Source organism: Cupriavidus sp. 2KB_3 (assembly GCF_052115685.1).
GTDB lineage: Bacteria > Pseudomonadota > Gammaproteobacteria > Burkholderiales > Burkholderiaceae > Cupriavidus > Cupriavidus campinensis.
Genome location: NZ_JBFRHD010000009.1, coordinates 86,082 through 106,718 on the forward strand (window position 1 = coordinate 86,082; position 20,637 = coordinate 106,718).

8 protein-coding genes are annotated in these 20,637 nt (G+C 70.9%); 1 reads left to right on the forward strand and 7 read right to left on the reverse strand.

All coding sequences use genetic code 11. The annotated features are described in order from the left end of the window. The first annotated feature begins 22 nt into the window (after positions 1-22). Positions 23-1,096 carry a Bug family tripartite tricarboxylate transporter substrate binding protein gene (locus tag AB4120_RS11830; protein WP_149138905.1) on the forward strand — a complete coding sequence of 358 codons (1,074 nt, stop codon included), beginning with the start codon at positions 23-25 and terminating at the stop codon, positions 1,094-1,096. A gap of 6 nt (positions 1,097-1,102) precedes the next feature. Here AB4120_RS11830 and AB4120_RS11835 read toward each other — a convergent pair whose 3' ends face one another. The 7 genes from AB4120_RS11835 to AB4120_RS11865 all read right to left on the reverse strand — a co-directional run bounded on the left by AB4120_RS11835 (position 1,103) and on the right by AB4120_RS11865 (position 20,618). After that, positions 1,103-14,794 (reverse strand): filamentous haemagglutinin family protein, encoded by a 13,692-nt coding sequence (locus AB4120_RS11835; RefSeq protein ID WP_441642278.1) that lies wholly within the window; start codon positions 14,792-14,794, stop codon positions 1,103-1,105. Positions 14,795-15,019: 225 nt separating this feature from the next. After that, positions 15,020-16,024: a FecR family protein gene (locus tag AB4120_RS11840; protein ID WP_187645228.1), complete on the reverse strand. Its 1,005-nt coding sequence runs from the start codon at positions 16,022-16,024 to the stop codon at positions 15,020-15,022. Between the two features lie 99 nt (positions 16,025-16,123). Beyond that, positions 16,124-16,639, reverse strand: coding sequence for an RNA polymerase sigma factor (locus AB4120_RS11845; RefSeq protein WP_149138899.1), 516 nt, complete (start codon positions 16,637-16,639; stop codon positions 16,124-16,126). A 3-nt stretch (positions 16,640-16,642) separates the two neighbouring features. Then, complete coding sequence (locus AB4120_RS11850; protein ID WP_149138898.1) at positions 16,643-17,356, reverse strand: STN domain-containing protein; 714 nt, start codon at positions 17,354-17,356, stop codon at positions 16,643-16,645. 155 nt (positions 17,357-17,511) lie between these two features. Further along, on the reverse strand, positions 17,512-18,039 hold the full coding sequence (locus AB4120_RS11855; protein WP_149138897.1) for a YbjN domain-containing protein: 528 nt from the start codon (positions 18,037-18,039) through the stop codon (positions 17,512-17,514). Between the two features lie 37 nt (positions 18,040-18,076). Next, the gene (locus AB4120_RS11860; RefSeq protein ID WP_149138896.1) at positions 18,077-18,817 is read right to left on the reverse strand and encodes a hypothetical protein; all 741 of its coding nucleotides are present in this window, start codon (positions 18,815-18,817) and stop codon (positions 18,077-18,079) included. 10 nt (positions 18,818-18,827) lie between these two features. Beyond that, positions 18,828-20,618, reverse strand: coding sequence for a putative porin (locus AB4120_RS11865; protein WP_149139392.1), 1,791 nt, complete (start codon positions 20,616-20,618; stop codon positions 18,828-18,830). Positions 20,619-20,637 lie beyond the last annotated feature (19 nt).

Consider the following 20,637-nt stretch of genomic DNA (forward strand, 5'->3'; position numbering starts at 1 on the left):
CACCGTTGCGGAGGAGACCACCATGACATACCCGCTGGAACTGGACCGCCCGACCCCGCGCCCCACCCGGCACACCCGGCACACCCGCCACACCCGGCAGCACACCCGGCGCCGTACCCTGCACACGCTGGCCACGCTGGCGGCGGCCATCGGGCTGGCGCCCCTCGCCCCACTCACCGCCCTCGCGCAGGGCGATGCCGCCAGCTTCCCCAACCGGCCCGTGAAGTTCATCGTGCCATTTCCGCCGGGCAGCGGCACGGACACCGGCGCGCGCATCTTCGCCAAGAAGATCGGCGACCTCACCGGCCAGCCGGTCACAGTGGAGAACAAGCCGGGCGGTAACGGCTTTATCGGCGTGCAGACGGCGCTCAATGCGCCGGCCGATGGCTACACGGTCTTCATCGGCAGCAACTCCACGCTCTCCACCAATGCCGCCACGTTCCGCAAGCTGCCCTATGACCCGCTGACCGACTTCGCGCCGATCAGCCTGCTGACGCGCGGCCCGTGCCTGATCATCGTGCCGCCGAATTCGCCGTACAAGAGCGTCGAGGACCTCGTGGCGGACGGCAAGAAGCGCCCCGGCGCGCTCAACTACGCGAGCGGGTCGATGTCGTACACGCTGTATTCGGAATGGCTCAACGACATGACCGGCATGCGCTCCACCGGCATCAACTACAAGGGCGCGGGCGATGCGATCAACGTGACGCTCTCCGGCACCGTGGACTTCGCGGTGGTGGACGCCAGCGGCGCCATCGAGCTGGTGAAGAGCGGCAAGCTGCGCGCGCTGGCGTACACGGCCCCGCAGCGCAGCAACCTGCTGCCCGATGTGCCGAATGCGCAGGAGGCTGGCATTCCGCAATTCCTGGCCTACAACTGGGTGGCCGCCGCGGTTTCGGCCAAGACGCCGCCCGAGCTGGTGCGCCGCTGGGCCACGCTGTTCCACCAGGCGGCGGAGACGCAGGAACTCAAGGACTACTACAAGCGCCAGTCCACGACGGTCATCATGTCCAGCCCGGCCGAGATGCGCCAGTACCAGCAGGAGGAAATCCAGCGCTGGAAGCAACTGGCTTCCCGCGCTGGCATCCCCCTGCAGTAAGGCTCCTTACCGCTCCAGGTTCTTGCGCTCCGTGGCGGTGAGCATGCGCAACTGCGATTCGCCCAGGTCCATCTGCCCCAGCACCTGCACCACGCCCTGCGGATCGTACTTCGGCGGCGTGGCGCTGGCCCCTTCGCGCCCACGCGGCGCGTAGGCGCCGGCGCCCCCGTCGCCCTCATTGCCGTTGCCGAGCACCCGCACCGTGAACACCGACGGCAAGCCCTGACGCGCCGCCGCGCGGTCACGCTGCACGGCATCCTGCGCGGCGCTGGCCGCCTGAGACGCCGCCGCGCTCGCATTGCTCAGCGCCCCGACGTTGACTGCCGCCACCACCGGCATGCCCGCCGCCTTGCCCTGCACCTGGATGTTCTCCGCGTTCACCACCCGCAGCGCCGCCAGATTGACGTTGCCCGAGACCCGGATGCCGGCCTCGCCCGCGTCGATGGTGCCGAGCGGCGCGATCAGGTCGATATCGCCCGGCGGCACCTCGGGAATCGGGTTCAGCGTGGCGATACCCGCGCCGGTGTTCGGCGTGGTCGGTGACAGCGCCACCAGGCCGATATCGTCGTAGGTGCGCCGCTGCGGCGTGTAGACCACGGTGGACTTGGAACCGCGCCCCGCGTTGATGTCGCCCTGCGCTGACCAGCCCAGGATATTGCCGCCGAAGGTGGTGAAGATGCGGCTCTGGCCCAGCAGGATGCTGTCGCGGGCATACATCTGGATCTCGCCCGCGCCCTGTGTCAGCACGCCGGAGCCTTCGCCCGGCACAAAGCCGCCGTCCACGCCGACCAGCGTCCGGCCGCCCGGCGTGAGCACGCCGATGTCACCGCCGAAGTCGGTGTGGATGCCGGCGTCGAGCACGGCGTAGAACGGCACGCCGCCGGGGCTGCCCGCAGCCAGCCACTCGGCCTTGCTCAGGTAGGTCGTGCCCGGCTTGGGGCGCGTGGTGAAGCGCCCATCCAGGCTGTCTTGCCCGCTCTGGTAGAACCGCGCGCTGCTGAACATCGTCAGGTCGCCCTGATAGTTGCCCTGATAGTCACCCTGACCATCCGCCGCCTGCCCCGGGAACAGCGTGGCGATGGCCTCGCGGCCGCGCAGGTAGCTGCCCGCACGCGGCCCCATGGCGTCGTTGAACTCGCGGCCCGAGGCCTTGAGTTCCGCGTAGTACACGTTGCGCAGGTAGGCGCGCTGCTGCTCCGGCGGCAGCGCGGCGAGGAACTGCCGCGCGTCCATGGTGGCGGCATCGAAATGCACGCCCAGGCCGTTGCTGCCGCCGAAGCGGTCGGTCAGCCAGTTGACCAGATGCAGCTGGCCGGCCAATCCGTATTCGCGCTGCAGGTCGCGGCTGGGCGCGGTGGTGCCGGCAGCCAGCGCCGTCTGGCGCGTCTGATCCAGCTCGGCCTGCCGGGCGGCCAGGAAGGCCGGGGCGCCGGCCTCGTCGCCGGTGTAGCCGAACTCGGCGCGCAACCAGTCGCCCAGCGTCAGCTTGCCGCCGTAAGTGGTCACGGCCTTGCCCGGCTGGTCGGCCAGCGGGCGCCCGCTGTCGGCCTGATTGGCCGCGTCCAGGTAGCGCGCAGCGAAGGCGTCGAAGCCCAGCCCGTCGAGCCCCCTGGCGCCCACGCCGGCGGCCACGGCAATCGCCGCGCCGTTGGAGCGGTCGTGCTGCGCCGAACCGGCCACCGCGCCAATGCTGCGCAGCTCGCCCTTGTCGGCCAGATAAAGATCGCGCCCGGCGGTCACTTCCAGCAGGCCGGGGCCCGCCACGTAGAAGCTGCCGCCGCGGATGTCGCGGCCCGCCGAGATCACCGAGATGTCATCGTCGTTGCCATGCACGATCAGGTTCCCGCGCGTGGTGGCGATCGTGTTCCGGGTGGGCCGCAGCGGCGCGTTAGGCTGGGAACTGTAGTACTGGCCGAACCAGCCCAGCGCGTCTTCCGGTGCCATCGCGAAGGTACCCAGCGGCGTGCCGGCGTTGACGATATCGCGCCCCGCGCGGATCGCCACCGGCCCGCCCCCCTCGTACAAGGGGCTCTGGGTGCCCACCGTGCCCGTCAGGCTGCCCACGTAGACGATGGTACCGGTGCGCAGGCCGACGATATCGCCCTCGTTCGCATAGAAGCGCGCGGGCGGCTGCCCCTCGCGGGTATAGCCGGACGCGGTGGGCGACGTGAGGCTGAACAGCGGATACAACTGCTCGCTCTCCACCCCCTTCGAGAACAGCACGCTGGGCGCCAGCGCCTGCGGGTCGATATTGCCGACCACATGCTGGCCGTACCAGGCGTTGCCGACCACGCCGAGGAAGCCCGGGTTGAACGGGCTCGGCAGCAGCGTGGGATTGGCGCCGGACTGCGTGACCGCATAGCCGGCCGCGTAGATCGAATCCCCGGCCAGCAGCTCCAGTGCGCCGGTGCCTGTCACCGCGAAATGCGGGCTCACCGGCGAGGGCGCCAGGATCAGGCTGACCGGCGACTGCTCCGCAGCGTTGTTGCTGACCCGGCCGGAACTCGCATTGCCGTAGTACAGGCTGCCGTTGGGCGCCGCCGCGCGCAGGATCGACGGCATCACGAAGCGTCCGTCGGTGGCGCTGTGGTTGCTGCGGTCCCGGTCGTCCGCCCACGCCGTGGATGGCGTCAGGTTGCCGCCCGCGCTGAACAGGTCGATGGCGGTGGACGGCGTCCACAGCGAGAACCAGCTCCAGCCCTCGCCATCCTGCGCGGTGCCGTCCAGCGTGAACGGCGTGCCGTTGTGGAACTGGGCCACGCGGCCCGGGTCCGCCACGCCGCCGATGACCAGATCCCCGCGCGACTCGATGCGCACGCCGGCATCGCCCACCACCAGCACCGGCCCGCCGCCCGCGATGGACGAGCTGGCCACATAGGGCTGGTAGGCGCGCGTCTCCATCGGATCGGCACGGTCGTAGCGCAGCTCGATGCCGCCCACCGCGCCGGCTTCCAGCCGCAGCGCGCCGCGCAGGTTGACGAACGTGCTGTTCAGGTCCAGGCGCGGATTCGAGAAACGCGTCAGGGGCGTGATTTCGCCATTGTTCTCGGGCTGGTTGCGCACCTCCGCCACCGGATTCAGGCCGCCGCCGATGCGGATGTCGAGGTCGCCGCCACCGGTCTGCGTCAGCGTGCTGCCATCGGCCGAAACGCGGCCCGTGCTGCCCACGGCCAGCACCAGACCCTGGCTGCGCGAGAGCACCGACGCGCCATTGCCCATGCGCGACTCCAGCATGCCGGCGTTGCCGCCGGCTTCCATCACCAGATTGCCGCCGCCGAGCGTGCCGATGCCGGTGAAGCCCACCAGGAACGGCAGGGTGCCCTGCACCGCGTACTGGTCGTCCTTGGCCGCCACATAGCTGCCGAAGTTGACCCACCACGCCGTGGGCACGCCTTCGCCCGCCGCCGCCGCGCTGCCGGTGCCCTGGCGCCACAGCCAGCCGCCCACGGCCGAGGTGTCGAAGTGGATGCGCATCTGGCCCAGCGCGTCGTCGTTGCGGATGGTGCCCGGCTTGGTGCCGATGATGTCGCCGCGCACATCGCCCTGCGCGCGCACCAGCACGTTGCCGCCGTGCTCGGGATACCACGCCTGGTACGTGCTCTGGGCGCCGCCGTTGATAAACGGTTCGAGGTAGGCGCCGTTAGCGCCCAGCAGCGTGCCGTCCGCGCCCCTGGCGCGCGCCTGGTTATAGGCAGCATCCACGCCGGCCGCCTGCGTGCCGGCGGTATAGACGCCGAACGGCGAGGTCATGGTGAAGTCGGCCGCGGCCAGCAGGTCGAGGTCGCCGGTGCCGGTACGCAGCACGCTGAACATCTGCTGGCGCCCCGGCATCATCTTGTCTTCATAGACCGGCGGTATCCCATCGGCGATCTTCTCGACGAGGATGCCCAGGCCCAGGTCGTTGAGCCCGGCCACCGCCTCCTCGCCGCCATACAGGTCGAGGTTGATCGGCGTGCCCGGCACTTCACCGAACAGCCAGGCCTCCGGCCCCCAGATGTACTGGCCCGGGATGCCCGTGCCCGGCTTGAGCACGGTCTGCTGGGCCAGCCCGTAGTGGGTATCCGCCAGCAGGAGCTGCCCGCGCGTGCTGCGCGGCTGCAGCGCGCGGGTGTCGGCCGCCGAGAGATCGGCGCCACCCACCAGCCGCATCGACCACGCCTGCGAGCCTTGCTCCAGCATCGGCGCCAGCGCCCAGGTGCGGCCCTGGTTGCCGCTGGCGTCGGCGTCGCGCATCAGCACGGTGGTGGCGTCGCCGGGCAGCTTCACCACGGTTTCGGCCGGGATCATGGCGCCCTTGCGCAGCATCAGGTCGCCCGCCAGCACCACGCCGTTGACCGGGCCGTAGGTGGGCATGTCCACCACGGCGCCATCGGGGAACGGCAGCGGCACGCCGGCCGGCCACGTCATGGCCGCCACGTGCGCGGCGCCCGGCAGGCGGTTGCCCGCGTCCAGCTGCATGCCGCTGGTCAGCGTGAGCGCGGCGGACAGCACCGTGCCGGCCGGATGAATCACATTGCCCGCCCCGTCGCGGATGGCACCGCCCAGCACGGTGCCGGCCGGCAGCACGAGGTCCGCCGTGAGCGTGGCGCGCGTGGGCAGTTCGGTGCCGGCGCGCAGGCTCATGGCCTGGATCGGCAAGGCGTAGTTGAGCGCGCGGCCCGGCTGGAAGAAGGTGCCATCGGCCAGCGTGACCTTGCCGTCGGTCGGCACCACCACGTCGCCGCCCCAGGGCACGCGGCCCTTGACCAGCATCCACCCGTTGTCGTCCGGCGTGACGGGCAGCGCGCTGCCGTCGAAGCCATCTGAGACACTGCCAAAGATCTTGAAGTCCCCGCCGGCGCGCATTACCAGCGCGCCCGCCTCGCCCGAGCCGCGCACGCCGGTCTGCTGCGCATGCGGATTGACGCTCGCGTAGCGGTAGCCGGACAGGTCGATATCCCCGTCGATATGCAGGTCGCCATCGGGCGTGATGGAGACGATCTCCACGCCGGGGCGCAGGTGGAGCGCATCCGCGTACTGGCGCAGCCCGGCCAGACGGCGGCTCATCAGGTCGCCGTTGGCCAGTGCGTTGGTCATGAAGATGACGCTGTCCCCGTGCTTCTGGTCCAGATAGGCCTGGGTGATGGACTGGTAGTCGCGCCCATCGGCCGTGCCGCCGGAGACCAGCGGCGCATCGTTGTAGGTCTGGAACGCGTTGACCGTAATCGCACGCGCGCCGTCGATGCGCACGCTGCCCGCCGCGTCGATGTCGATGTCGTTGCCGGTGGCCCCGCCCAGCCGGCGCGCGCTCAACTCCACCGTGCCGAGCGACAGCGGCGTGCCGTCGGTGCCGGCGCGCACGTCCATGCGCGCGCCGTCCGCCAGCGTGAGCCGGCCTTGGCCCGCGTTGATGTCGATCACGGCGCGGTTGGGCGCCTCGATCGGCTGCCCGTAGCTGTCCACGCGCAGCACGCGGCCATGGGCGTCCAGCAGCGCGGTGCCGCCAATCGTCACGCCATCGCGTGCGGCCAGGCGGATGCTGCCCACCTGCTCGCCGCTGGCGTCCACGGTGCCGTTCACCACCAGCCGGCCGCCATCCACCGAGACGCTGATCTCGCGCGCCTTCAGTTCGTCGCCCACCGTCAGGTCGCCCTGCTTGATCTGGAAGCTGCGGCTGCCGGTGACGCCGCCCGCCGTCAGGCGATGGTTGAGGCCGGTGAAGTCGGCCACATGCTGGCCGCGGATATCGGCGCCGCCCGCCGCATACGGCACCCACGTGCCGCCCGCATCGTAATACCCGGTGCTGCCGCCCGCGATGGCGCCGCGCAGGTCCACCGTGCCGGCCCCGGCACCAGCCCCCACCGCCACGGCGGTGAGCTTGCCGGCGCGGTTCTCCAGCGCGGAGAGGTCGATGCGCGATCCGGCCGTCTGCAGGATGTTGCCGGACTGGCTTTCCAGCACCACGTCGCCGCCCCAGCTGTACTTGCTGACGTCGAAGAAATCGACCTTGCGGCCGGCGAGGTCGAGCCGGGCGCCATCGCCGAGCACGACATCGCCCTCGGCGGACACCGTGAGCTTGCCGCTGGGCAGCGCCACGGTGGTGTCCAGCACCACGCTGCGCCCGGCCAGCGACACCTCCGCGCCCAGCGCGGCAATCAGCTCGGCGTTCGTCAGCGCAGGCGCGGTGGCCCCGGCAGGCGCGGCCACGTTCACCGCGCCGCCCGCACGGATCTTGTTGACCGAGCCGGCTGCGCCGGTCAGCAGCGGCGTGCGGATCGTCAGGTCGCCGCCGCTGTAGGCGTAGGCGTTGGTGGCCGCGTCCCAGGCGCCGCGCGTCTGGTAGACCGCAAGCGAGCCGGTCTGGTTGGCCGTGACGCGTTCGCTGGCGTTCAGCTCCACCCCACCGAAGCCCAGCACCAGCCGGTCCATGTCGTGGATGGTGTCCGGGCGGGTGCCCGGGCCATAGCCGAATTCGATCTGGCGCGCATCGACGATGAACTGCCCGCTGCCGTTGCCGGCGCCGCCAGCGGCCACCTGCCCCGGCGCGGTGTTGGTGCCGTTCCAGACCAGCGTGTCGGTACGGATGCGCGCGCGGGCGTCGGCGTCCCCCATGCCGTAGATGGCCGGGGTGGTCAGCACCAGCCGTTCCAGCGAGGACTTGCCGGTGGCGGGGTCGATGGTGGACAGCTCGATCGAATCGTAGAAATTGACCGCGTCGCGCGCTGTCAGGACGAGGTTCTCCAGTGCCGGCGCGCCCGCGCTGGTGTCGCCGCGCAGCAGGCGGTCCAGCACGCCCTGGTTGAGGGTCAGGCCCGGGGTCAGGGCGTTGCGTGCGGCCACGGCCGCCAGCGACGCCTCGCTGCCCACGTTAATGCCGCCGACGGCCAGCGTCAGGTTGCGCGTGCCGTAGCGCGCCGTATCGCGCAGCTCGAAGCTCTGGTCCGTGGCGGCGGCAATCGTGCCTTCCGAATAGAGCTGCGTGGTGCCGTGGCAGACGGCGCCCGCCGCGCAGGCGCCGATGTCGATGCGGCCCGGGCCCTGGGTCGGGTCGTTGCCCACGGCGGGCGGCAGCAGGTCCAGCCAGCCGTTGGACACCGCCAGCACGGACAACCGCGCCGGATCGTAGACGTAGCCGTCCATGGAATCCCACGCGGCCTTGCCCTGGCCGAGCGTGTTGATGCCCGCGCCCTGCTCGATGACGATGCCGCCAGACTTGGCGCCGGTGACGAGGAACACCTCGCCAGCCTTGAGCACCGCCCCTTCGCGCAGCACGATGTTGCGGGCGTTGCCGGTGAAGGTGGCGATGTTGTCGCGTTGCGAGTCGGTGGTGGATCGCACCACGGCGGGCAGGCCGCCGATGCCGAGGCGGTTGGCGCCGATGGCATTGAGATCGTCCGCATGCAGCGAGATCTGGTTCAACAGGTCCGCGCCGGGCAGCGCCCGGGGGGTCGCGCCGGGCGCCAGGATCTCGTAGTCGCCGGCGCTGCTGACCACCAGCGCGCTGCCGCCATAGCCGCCCGCCGGCGTGCCGTAGGCGGTGGTGCCGCTGGCGAAGCGCAGCGCGGGGGCGTCACCGATCTTGCCGGCCTGGACATCGGCGATGAATTCGAGCCGGAGGCCCTTGGCATCGCGCTCGAGCATGGGTCGCGGCACGCCGTTGAGCGCCGCGTTCGCCAGCCCGAATTCGGCGTAGCTGGTCTCGTTGTACTGGGACAGCCGGCGCAGCATATCGGCCGAGGTCAGGAAGACCTGTGTCGGCAGCGCATCGCGGAGGGTCGTATTGGCCGTGCCGAGCTGCGCCGAGGTGGCATACGAGCCATTGCGCATGGCCAGTGCTGGCCCCTGCCCCGGCCCCAGCCCAGCCTGGCTGGCGCCGTTGAGTTCCACGCGGAACGCGCCGGGCAGCAGCGCGAAGGTCGAGGGCAGCAGCGTGTAGGTACCGGCCGGCAGCCCCGGCACCCCCGCGCCGATGGTGATCTGGCGGCCGATGGCCGGGTCGCTGGCGCCGTGCTCGGCCACGATCGGCGCGTAGCCGGCCTGCGCACCCGGCACGATCGCATAGATGGGGTTGGTGTCCAACCCGGGCAGCGTGAAGCCGCCCTTCGGCGACACCTGCACCAGCGGGTTCATCCGCGCGTCGGTGGAGCCGCCGCGCCCGGCCAGGAAGGCCGCGCCGGTCAGCTCGCCGCCGCCCGACATGTCCAGCAGCGCGCGCGGCTGCACGTCAATGGCGTGGCCGGTCAGGTTGATGGTCGGCCCCGCGCCCACGCCGGGGAACACCACGTCCGCGCCGTTGTGCATATAGCTCAGGCCGTCGAGCGTGCCGCCATAGGGCATCACCAGCCCGTTCGCGCTGACCGAGGTCACGCTGCCGGGCAGCACGTTGACCACACCCGTTTCCGTGCCGTTGCCGCTGGTCCCGATCGAAACCGACCCGAGCGGCGCCCGCACCACGCCACCCTGATTGACCGTGGGGCCGGACAGGCTCAGGGTGCCGAAGACTGAGTACGGCGTGGCGGGCAGTGCATCACCCACCCGCTCGATGTTCAGCACGCGGGTCGGGTCGAAGGTGCGGATGGGGCTGCCCCACTGGTTGATGCCGTCAATCTGACCGACCAGGACCCTGCCGCTGTCGTGCATGGCCGGGTAGATCTGCGAGGCGGCCAGCGTCAGGTCGCCCGGCTGAACCAGCAGTGCGGCGCCGGACAGGCGGATGTCCGAGGCGCTGCGCAGCGTCATCTGGTCGAACGCATCGCGCTCCACCTTGAGCGGATCTACCGCGTTCTGGATGATCTCGCCGCGCGCGCCAACGCTCAGCTCGCCCACGATGTCGAGGAACTGCGCATCGGCCAGGAAGCTGGTGCCATCCGCCACCAGCGGCACACCGAGCGTACCGCCCGCCGCGCCAGCGTTCCTGGAGCCGCGCACCGGGTTCGGCATGATGCCGTTTTCGCCCTGGCTGCGCGTGGCGCCGGCGAGGCGCATATAGGGCGCCGCCAGGCTGACGCGCGTGCCGGCCGCAGCCTGCTCGGCCAGGCCGATGGCGCTGGCGGTCAGGCTCAGGCTCTGGCCCATCGCCAGGTTCACGTCGCCATCGAAGCTGATCAGGCCGTTGGCAAGCAGCGCCAGGTTGTCGAAGCCGCCCGCCGCCACGCGGTCCACGCCGATGCGGGCCGTGCCGTAGCGCAGCGCGGTGTCGCGCATGCCGAGGCGCAGCGCGTCGGAAAGGCCGCTATCGCCCTGCACCTGCGCCACCACCAGTTCACGCGGCACGCGCACTGCGTCGTCCACCGCCGCGCCCTTCAGGGTGTTGCGGTCCACGCCGAGGTAGGACGGCGTCTCCAGGTTGATCGCCAGCGTGCCGCCGGCCGCGCCCGCGCCACCGGCTGCCGCACGCAGGTCGCCATCCACGAACAGGCCGCGCATGGAACTGAGCGCGATCACCCCGCCGTTGCTGGCCACGTTGACCGGGCCGACGCCGACGCCGGCCACGTCCACCACCGCCGACGCCCCGGAGGCATCCAGCCGCGCGCCGGGCCGCACCACCACGAAGGAATCGGCGGCATCGACCTCCCGCGCGCCGGCCACATGACGCGCGCCGATTTCGATGGTGCCGCCGTTGGCGACCTCGCCATAGGCCCGGCCCTGCACGTCGCGCGCGGTAACCGCCCGCCCCGCCACATCGATCACGGCATCGCCGCCAATCCAGATCGAGCGGGCGTCGGGCGTGCCGCTGGGTGACGCCGCGTTACCCACGCCCAGCGCGGTCTGCAACACGGCCACGCTGCCGCCCCAGGCGTTGAGCGTGCCGTCAATGGTGATCTGGCCGTTGCCCTGCAGCGTCAGCGCGCGGCCCGGATCGACCGTGACCGTGGCGCCCTGGCCCACCGTCACCGGCGCCTGCCCGTAGAGGTTGCCGCCGCCCAGCACAAGGTCTGCGCCGCGCCGCTGCGTCAGCGCGCCATGGACCGGATCTTCCTCCCACAGCGGCGGCAGCCAGCGCTCCAGCGCCAGCGCGGGGTCCGCGCCGGTGGGCACCGCGTGAGCCACCGTGGTGTCGTGGCGCAGCACCGGCATAGTGACGTCGATAGTGGCGCCGTTGGCGATCTGCGAGCCCTGCTGGCCCGATACGTCGTACTTCGCAAACCCGGTCTGGAACAGGTCGGCGTCCAGCACCAGCAGCGGCTTTACCGCCACGTCGGCGGAGAGCACCACGCCGGCCGGCAGGCGATCTCCGGCGGCCATCGCATGGTCGGTCTGGAACGCCGTGCCCGCCTTGACCGTGGTGCTGTACGCGGCCACCGGCATGCCGTTCGGGAACACGTTGGCCGGCACCACGTAACCGGCGCCCATTTCGCCCTGCGTGCGCACCAGCACGGTCCCGGCGGGCACCGTGGTGCCGCTCGCGTACCAGCCACCGTTCGTGTCGTACACAACGAAGGGATTGAAGCCGACGCCCGGTGGCACCACCCACCCCTGCGTGAGCGTGAGCGGCCGGCTGGGCGAGAGGGAGATGGTGCCCGGCGACACCTGGCCCGGCGCGGCGGTGTCGGACGTGAACGTGTAGTCCACCGGCAGCACCGTACCCGCCTTGATCGTGAATGGCTGGTCCAGCGTCAGGTGCACCGGCACCGATTCCCCGGCGCGCAGCACGCCGGATTCGGCCAGCAGGCCGCCGCCGATGGCGACGCCCAGGCCCGAATCGATGGTCAGCGTGCCGCCGCCGTTCACGCCGTAGCCGCGCAGGTCGCCATCCATGCGCAGCGCACCCGAGCCGGTGCCAGCCACGTCATACTGGTTGGAGCGCAGCGTGATATTGCCGCCGCGCCCGCCGCGCAGCGCGCCGTCCGCCATCAGCGCGGCGCCGGACGATACATCGATCAGGCTGCCCGCGCCGAGCGTGACGTCGCCCGAACTGCTGACCGTGACCGAGCCGCCGTTCACATAGGGCAGGCCGTCGATGTTGCTCGGGTCCTGCTTGAGATTGGTCCACAGGCCGCGCGCATCGAGGATCACGCCGGGCGCCACCGTCACGGTTGCCGCGCCGGTGGGGGAGTCAGTGACGGGCCGGTCGATCCAGTTGCCCGGGGTGCCCCGGCTGACGATGTCCCCGAGCGCGATGGTGCCGCCACGCGCGGTAAGGTCCGCGCCGATGTCCACCGTGGTGGCGTGCAGCCCCAGCGCGCCGCCCGGCGCCACGGCCAGCGGCGCATCCACCGCAATGCCATCCTTGGCGAAGACCGTGAAGCCGCCGAGTTCCAGGCCGTTGAGCCAGCCGGCGTCCAGGCGGATATGGCCGCCGCTCAGGTCCGCCGGCAGCGTGTCTTCAAGACCGATACCCTGCGCGACTCCCTGCGCGATACCCTGCACCGCGCCAATGTCCACCTGCCCCGCTACCGCCGTCGGGACCTCCCGGATCGTCTTGGTGGCAGGGTCGAACAGCGGCACCAGCTTGCCGATCACCAGCTGTCCGCGCCGGGGCGCGGCGATCTGGGACTGCTGGTAGCCATCCAGCCCGGCATCGCGCGCCTGACCCTGGCGCGGGCCCTGGTAGACGGTGGCGTCGATATCGCCCTCCATCACGGCCGAGGCGGTGGACACCACCACGCGGCCGGCATCGCGGCCCACGGTGTAGCCGTTCTCCAGCCGCTCGCGCGGCGCGATCAGCGGGTTGTAGAACTGCTCGGTGGCCTTTGCGCCCCAGCGCTTGTGCGCCGCCTCGAAGCCGCGATAGACGCCCTCGTAGGTCATGTCGCCGGGCGCCGTGGCGAGGTTGTAGAGCTGGCCGTCGCTGCCGCGCAGCCAGGTCTGCTTGATCTTGCCGGTCTGCACGTCCAGCGAGCCGCCCGCCACGTTGATGGACGACCCCGCCCGCGAGACCAGCTCCCCGCCTTCGAACAGCACGGTGCCGCCCAGCGCGGCCCATTCGCCGATGCCGTGGCCGCTGGTGTTGAGGTAGCCGCTGACTTCCAGCAGGCCGCCGCCGGTGTACCAGCGGTCCGTGGTGGCGCCGTTGGTGCCGGCCGGCACGCGCACGAGGTAGCGCCGGTCCACCCACATGGTGGTGTTATTCAGCTTGCCGGAATCCCGGTTGTTCGGGGCGTCGCGCTGCTCGTTGCCCTGGACGTTGATTTCGACGTTGTTGGACTCCATCGCCACACGCACGCCCACGGCGCCCGCCACGTCCAGCACGGCGCGGTCCGCCAGCAGCGTGCGGCGCGCGGCATTGACCTGGATCTGTCCGCCAGTGGCCAGCGCCAGCGAATCGGCGTCGAACAGCACGTCGCCGCCCGAGGCGATCTGCACCAGCGACTGGTCGCGCCGGTTGTAGCCGCCCTCGCTGGCGGTGGCGGAATCCTTGACCAGCGCGTCGCGCTGCACGTCGAGCGCAGTCTCGTTGCTGTCGGCCAGCAGGATGGCGCTGACGCTGCCCGGGGCCAGCGTCACGCGGCTCTTGTCATCGCCCTCGGCGCGCAGGTGCACCGTGCCGCGCGTGGTGACCGAGCTGCTGGAGAGCAGCACGCCGCGCTGCTCGACCGTATGGCCCTTGAGCGTGATGTCGCCGGTGGCGGCCTGGATCAGGCCGGCGTTGGTGACCAGCCCGGCCGTGCTGCCCGGGTTGCGAAGCACATCCACCTCATTGCCGCGCGTGGTGGACGTCTTGTTCGCGTCGGTGCCCATGCCCCGGCGGATCACGAAGCTGTCGCCGGCGGCCAGCGTGGTCTGGCCGTTCGGCGTGACGATGGTGCCCCGGTTGTGCGCCTCGCGGCCGGCCAGCAGCACGTAGCCGCCGCCCTCGGTCACGCTCTGCGGCGCGCGCGTGGCGATGCGCGCGCCCGCCTCCACCACCACATCGCCGGTGGCATTGCCGAATGACGTGGCGGTCGCCGTCGAGACCAGGTCATTGGCGAAGGTCGGTACATAGCCGCTGCCCTTGGCCTCGCTGAACAGCCCCTTCTGGAACTGGGCATCGGTCATGCCGGCGGCGGCCGCCACCAGGTTGCGCGTATCGACCTGACTGGTGCCCTTGAAGACGATGCCGTTGCGGTTGACGATCATCACCGTGCCGTCGGCCTTGATCTGTCCCTGGATCTGGCTGGGCCGCGCCTGCGGGTCGTTCACGCGGTTGAGCACGGCCCAGTCGGCCTGCTGGTGGAACTCCACCGTGGTATTGCGCCCCACGTTGAAGGTTTCCCAGTTCAGGATGGCGCGTTCGCCGGTCTGCTCGATGGACACCACGGTCCGGCCATCGACGATCTTCTGCCCGGTGGCCTTGTCCAGCGGCCGGGCGTTCTGCCAGCCGGCCGTCAGGCTGTTGGCATCGACCTTGAGACCACCTTCGGCCAGCCCGTCTGGCACCGACGGGTCCTGCGCGGCGGCGTTGCGCGCCGCAGCCTGCGCGGCCTGCATGGCGGCAATGGCCTGCGCGGTGGTGGCGAGGTTCTGGATCGATCGCTGGAGCTGCTGGCTGGCCTGCTGCTGCTGCGCGGACGGATTGGTCAGCGCCGAGGCCGGCATGCCGTTGGGCAGCCGCCCGGTTGCCGCCGCCGTGCCCTGCATCATGTTCTTCTGGGCCATCCAGTCGCGGCTGAAAGCCTGCTGGGCGTGCGCGCTATCGAGCATGCCGCCCGCTGCCACCAGCAGCGCTATTGCATGGGCCAGCGGCCGGCGGCGTGGATTCGGAAGCCGGAAGCCGCCGCCCTGCTGTGGCGAAGGCATGTTCCCGCTGTGAGCGCGCATCTGCATGGTGATCTCAATCCCGTCAAGCAACGTTGGCGGGCCGCCTCTCGCAATCTGCGTGGCGTGGCGGCCCTGTCGTCATGTCCACCGACGGCAGGCGCCGTCGATGCTCCTGGGACCTAGACCGTTGGGCCGAAGGCAATCGGCAAGCTTTTCCTTGAAGATTTCGTGACAGCGAACCGGGAAAACCCGGACCAGCGGCGCCTAGCTCAGCAGCACTACACCGCCCGGCAGCGTGCGCGCATGCAGGCCGAACGAGCGCTGCATCTGGACGATGGCCTTGTCGAGCGCATGGATCTGAAAGCGGCCGGTGACCGGCTTCGCGGCCAGTTGCCGGTCCAGCAGCACCACCTTGCCGGTGCGATAGCGGTTGATCTCGTCGAGCACCTCGCCCAGCGGCGCATCGGTGAAGCGCAGGTAGCCCGCGCGCCAGCCGGGCATGCGCGCCGCATCGAGCTGCTCGGCGCGGCCCAGCGCGTGGTCGTCGTAGCGCAGTTGCTGGCCGGCTGACAGTTGCGCGGTGCCGCTGGCATGGGCCACCTGGACCTGGCCGTCGATACAGGTCACGCACACCGCGCCGCCCAAATGCCGGACCTCGAAGCGCGCGGCCCGGCGCTGGAGCGCCTGCGTGCGACCGGCGCCGGCCGCCACCACGAAGGGCGTCTCGGCGTGGGTCAGGTCGATGGCAGCTTCCCCCGCGATCAGGTCGATGCCGCGCGTGCCGCCGGCGCCGGGCCACACCGCGATGCTGGTGCGCGTATTGAGTTCGACATCGACCGCCCCGCCCAGCGCCAGCCGCCGCTGCTCGCCCGTGGCGGTGCGGTAGTCGGCACGCCATTCGTTGGCGGCGGGCCACAGGCCCAGCGGCGGGTGGACCACGGCCGCTACCGCCGTGGCTGCGGTGGCGCCCAGCGCGCCGCCGAGGAACGCGCGCCGCTGCCAGCTGGACGGACGCCGCACCGCCGGCAGCGTGGCATGCATGACGGCGGGGTTGCGCGCCTTGACCATCGCGGCGGCCTCGCCAAGCTGGGCCCAGCGGGCGCGCGCGGCGGCAAAGGCGGCCGCGTGGGCAGGGTTGGCCTGGCACCACTGGCGCAGCGCCGCGCCGTCGGCATGCGTGATCTCGCCCGCTGCAACACGGCGCACCCAGGCGAGCGCCTGCCGCTCGACGGGGTCCAGTTCGCGCGGCGGGGGGAACGGAGCATTCATGGTTGGGATCATGGCGTCAGACGAGCCATCCTCGGGTAGCGCCCGGCAAGCAGGCTTACAGACAAGACGGTTGGGCGGACGCGGATCGGCACGATTTTTTCACTCATGCTTCGGCATGTGCGCCATGCAGTACTCATGGGCGCGCTTCAGTTCCAGGCCGACCAGCCGGGTGGACACGCCGAAGCGCACCGCCACCTCCTGGTTGGAACGCTCCTCCACGCGTACCGCGAGGAAGATCGCCCGCCGCCGGGGCGGCATGCTGTCGATCAGCCGCGCCAGCGCCTCCACCTCGTCGCGCGCGGCCACGGTCTGCGCCGGCCCCGGGGCGGGATCGGCGATGTCGAGCATCAGCGTGTCCATCTCCTCGGCGCTCATATAGCGGCGGTCGCGCTGGAGCCGGTCCAGCGCGAGGTTGGTCGCCATCCGCATCAGATAGGCGGCCGGGCTCTTGACCGGGCCGCTTTCCTCGCTGCGGTCTTCCAGATGGACCCAGGTATCGTGCAGCGCGTCGCTGGCCAGCTCGGACGACCCGAGCCGCCACGTCAGGCGGCGCTTGAGGTCTTCATAGCGCAGGGCGAGGAGATCGCGCAGGGTGGCGCGGGTGGAATCGCTCATGGCTCAGCCCGCCTGCCGTTCGCACGCGGGGCGGCACGCGCCGGCCTGCGCCGCCCGCGCGTCGCAGTGCACGGGATGGACCAGCAGCACGAAGGGCCGCGACGGATCGGTTGGTGACAGGCCCACATCGACCTGTTCAAGGGTTTCGACGATGGCCGCATCGCGCGCCTTGTCGCCGGTGGTGTCCAGCAGCCGTACCTGGCGCACGTGGCCGGAAGCGTCGATGCGCACCCGCAGCGCCAGGCGGTACTCCCCGAACGCCAGGGACGGCCGCGCGCACAGCGCCCGGTAGATGCGCGCCTGCACCGCGCCGTCGATCTGGCGCTGCCGGCTGGCGGTGGCGTCTGGCGCGGGCGCATCGGGCGGGCGTGGTACGGGGACCAGCACGAAGGCATCGGACGCGGCGGCCTGCACGGCCAGCCCGGTGCCCTCCACCAGCCTGCGCAGCGCGTCCTCGGGACGATAGCGCCCGTGAACCGGCGCCGAACTGCGGCCCTCCGCGAGTTCGGAGGGGAAGAAGACGGACAGGCTGGTCAGCCTGTCGTACTGCGCCAGCGCCTGTTTCAAGGGCTGGGCCGGCAGGTCGAAGGCGATCTCGGCCATGCCGTCCGGCGTGGCCTGCTGGGCACGGAGCTTCTGGCAGGCCATGCAGAGCACGAGCAGCGTCAGGTAACCCACCAGCGCGCGCGCACTGGGCGATGCGACCAGCCTTGCCATCACGATCCAAGATGAGTCGTCCGTTGAGGAATGCCCGACGGCGCTGCATGCGGGCGCCTTGAGCCGGTCCGCATCGTAGGACTCCTGTGTGACGTAACCGTGACTGCAAGGCGGTGCACTGCCAGCCCCCCTCCGGGAGAGGGGCGTGGCAAGTTTCAGCCGGCAACGGCGTCGGTGACTTCATCAGCGGCCGGCCCCGCCACTTCCGTCCCGGCGGCCTGGAAGTTGCGCAGATGCAGGAAGAACTGCCCCATCATCTGCACCCACAGCTGCATCGCCACGCCGACATAGGCTGGCGCAACGCCGCCGGAGACCATCACATCCATCTCCAGCACCACGAACTCGCCATGCTGGGCCACACGCGCAAAGCGCCGGCTGCGGTGCCACTCGGCCACCACGCCCTCGGGCAGCGTGCCGCCCTGCACGCGCAGCGGGCAGCTCAGCGTGAAATCCACATACTCGCCCGGCGCGGCGGCATTGCCCCACAGCACCTGGAAGCCGACGCCGTGGCTGGCGCTGTGCAGGCGCGGCACGCCCTCCTGCTCGATGACGGAGACGGCGCAGCCGGCCGCCTTGATGGCGTCCGCTACCTGATCGGGCGTTACGGCCTGCAGGAGCGTGGGTTGTTCGGTGGTTTGCGCGACGGTGTCGAACGGGGTGGCGATGGTGGCAATGGTGGGCATGGGCTTGTCTTTAGATCCGAAATACGTGGAAGAGGGGTTAGTGCGTCTTTTGCGGCGCGGCGTCCGGCTGGCTCGCTGACTGGGCCGATGGAGCCGCCGGAGCGGCCTGCGCTGCCGCTGCGGCGGAGAACTGCCCTTCGTAGAGCTTGTCGCCAAACTGCTGCGCAATCTGCTCGTAGCGCACGCGGCTCTGCGCGGCGAAGGGCTGGCGCGCGCTCAGCACCGTGCCGAGGTCGACGGTCTCGTAGGCCTGCAGCACCTCCTGGCCCACCGCGTACAGCTGCGCGTTCTTGGCTTCGCACTGGGTCAGCGCGGTCTTCTGCGCGGTGGTTTCGGCGGCCAGGCGCTGGCGCTCGGCGTCCAGTCCGCGCGCCATCCTGAGCAGTTCGTCGTACGCCCCGCGATACTGGGCGATCTGCGCGCCGGCCTTTTCCACCAGCGCCTGGCCCTGCTGCTGGCTCTGGCGCAGCGCCTCGCGCGACTGGCGCTCGCTGGCCAGTTGCGCGCGCGCAGCCTCCAGCTCCTTTTTCAGGGCCTCGACATCGGCCGATGCCGCGCCGGCCTTGGCGGCGGGCTGGCTGCCGGCGCCGGCCTTGAGCACCGCCAGTTCGTTCTGGGCCTGCTGGAGCTGCGCGGTGGTGTTGCGGAGCTGGTTGCGCAGGCGCTCTTCCATGCTCTGGCCGGCCGGGGCCTGCTGGGCGTGGGCGGCGTCGGCGGCGGCGCCGGCCACCAGCAGCGCGGCGGCCAGGGCAATGCCGGGGAGGAACGGATGGGACACGGTGTCCTCCTTAGAAACGGGCGTTGACTTCAAGCTGCAGCGTGTCGATCGACAGCGGCGGCCCGAACACTTCCTTGGTCGAGATCCAGCGCCCGGTCACCCAGGCGTTCTTGTCGAAAGCGTAGGAGCCGCCCAGGTAGTAGCCGCGCGCATTGGTGCCGCCCATGTGGAAGGTGGAGTCGTTGTAGCCGTCCGGCATGGCGTCCGGCTCGATGCGCTTGTAGCCGGCCAGCACGTTCCAGTCGCCGCGCGCCGTGGGCGTGGGCTTGCCGAACGTGGCCTGGAACATGTAGGCGTTGCCGCCGCTCTTGAAGTCCGCACGGGTGGTGCCGCCGCTGGCGCCAAAGTTGTTGACGATGCCGCCGTTGGCGCGGGCGAACATCTCGTCCGCGTCGTAGGCCAGGTTGCGGATGTAGTTGCCGTCCAGCCGCAGCATGTACTTGCCGGCCACCTTGGTGTCCCAGCGCAGGTTGACGTCGAGCAGCTGGAACTGGGAGGCCAGGCCCACGTACTGCGGCTGCGGCGTATTGGCCGGGTCGAGCGGGTTGAGCGCGATATTGCGCAACAGCATCAGCGTGTTGCCCTTCTGCATGAAGGCCGGGCGGCTCCAGTCGGTGCTGCAGCTGGTGGCGCCCGCGTAGAGCGCGCACGGGTCGGAAACCCGGCCGCTGACGTTGTGGAAGTCGTAGTAGGCCAGCGCGCCACGCAGGCGGTTGTCGTCGTTCACCTTCCAGCTGGCGCCGAACTGCGCGCCCAGCAGCCACTTGTTCTCGCTACCCATCTTGTCCTGGCTGTTGCCCGGGAAGCCGTCCGACGAGTATTCGAGCGGGATCAGGCCGAGCGAGCCGAACAGCGAGACATCGCGGTTGGGCAGCGCCTTGTCGAACTGCGCGGCGATGCCGTCGAAGTTCAGGTCGTTCGAGAACAGCGTGTCCGACGACACGAACGGGTTGCCGAAGCGGCCGCCGGTGATCTTGACCCACTCGAACGGCTGGTACGACAGCCAGCCCTGGTCGAGCCAGACGTCCTTCTTGGCCAGCCCGCCACCGAGCGTCTGGTTGGTGGAGACCGGGCTGTTGTCGTTGCCGGTGGCCAGGCGCACGCCGGCCTTCACGCTCTCGGACACATCGGCCAACACCCCGAGCCGCGCACGGGCCTTCCACTGGAGCGTGCGGTTCTGGCGCGTGTTGAGCAGCGGCGGCAGCGCCAGGTTGGTGTTCGGGTTGACGTCGAAGCCGCTGCCCGAGTTGATGGCGGCCCAGTCGATCTCGATATTGCTGTTGTTGGCGGAATAGAAGCGCGATTCGTTGCGCAGGCGCACATCGCCCTCGACATGGATGCGCTGTGTCCACTCCGGCATCTCGTTGGGCGCGGCCCAGCCTTCGGCCTTGGCCTGGGCCATCACCTGCACCTTCACCTCGTCGCGGATCTCGTCCCGCACGGTTTCCGGGATGTACGGCACGCGCACGTCGCCCGGCTGCAGCGCGGCGGCGGTCACGGCCCCGGCGGCAACGCCCGTGGCCGCAGCGGCACCGGCACCCGTGCCACTGGACGCCTGCATGGTCGCCAGCTGCCGCTGGGTCTGCTGCGCGGCCATTGCCTCGGTCTGGGCCTGCGCCAGCAGGGCCTCGCCGGCGTCCTTGCGCAGCGCGCCGCTCTCGATCAGGCCACGGATCAGCTTGACCATGGTGCTGTCTCCCGGCGCGGCGGCGGTCTGGGCGCGGGCGCCGCCACCCGCGGCCAGCAGCGCGACGGCCAGGGCAAGCGCCTGCGCGCGGCGCCGGGTGCGTGGAGCGCGCATGATGTGCGGGGTGCACCGG

Excerpts from the sequence above, each read along its gene's own strand:
- AB4120_RS11865 (WP_149139392.1), bottom strand. The coding sequence starts at position 20,618 with ATGCGCGCTCCACGCACCCGGCGCCGCGCGCAGGCGCTTGCCCTGGCC.
- AB4120_RS11840 (WP_187645228.1), bottom strand. The coding sequence starts at position 16,024 with ATGAATGCTCCGTTCCCCCCGCCGCGCGAACTGGACCCCGTCGAGCGG.
- AB4120_RS11850 (WP_149138898.1), bottom strand. The coding sequence starts at position 17,356 with ATGGCAAGGCTGGTCGCATCGCCCAGTGCGCGCGCGCTGGTGGGTTAC.
- AB4120_RS11830 (WP_149138905.1), top strand. The coding sequence starts at position 23 with ATGACATACCCGCTGGAACTGGACCGCCCGACCCCGCGCCCCACCCGG.
- AB4120_RS11835 (WP_441642278.1), bottom strand. The coding sequence starts at position 14,794 with ATGCCTTCGCCACAGCAGGGCGGCGGCTTCCGGCTTCCGAATCCACGC.
- AB4120_RS11855 (WP_149138897.1), bottom strand. The coding sequence starts at position 18,039 with ATGCCCACCATTGCCACCATCGCCACCCCGTTCGACACCGTCGCGCAA.
- AB4120_RS11845 (WP_149138899.1), bottom strand. The coding sequence starts at position 16,639 with ATGAGCGATTCCACCCGCGCCACCCTGCGCGATCTCCTCGCCCTGCGC.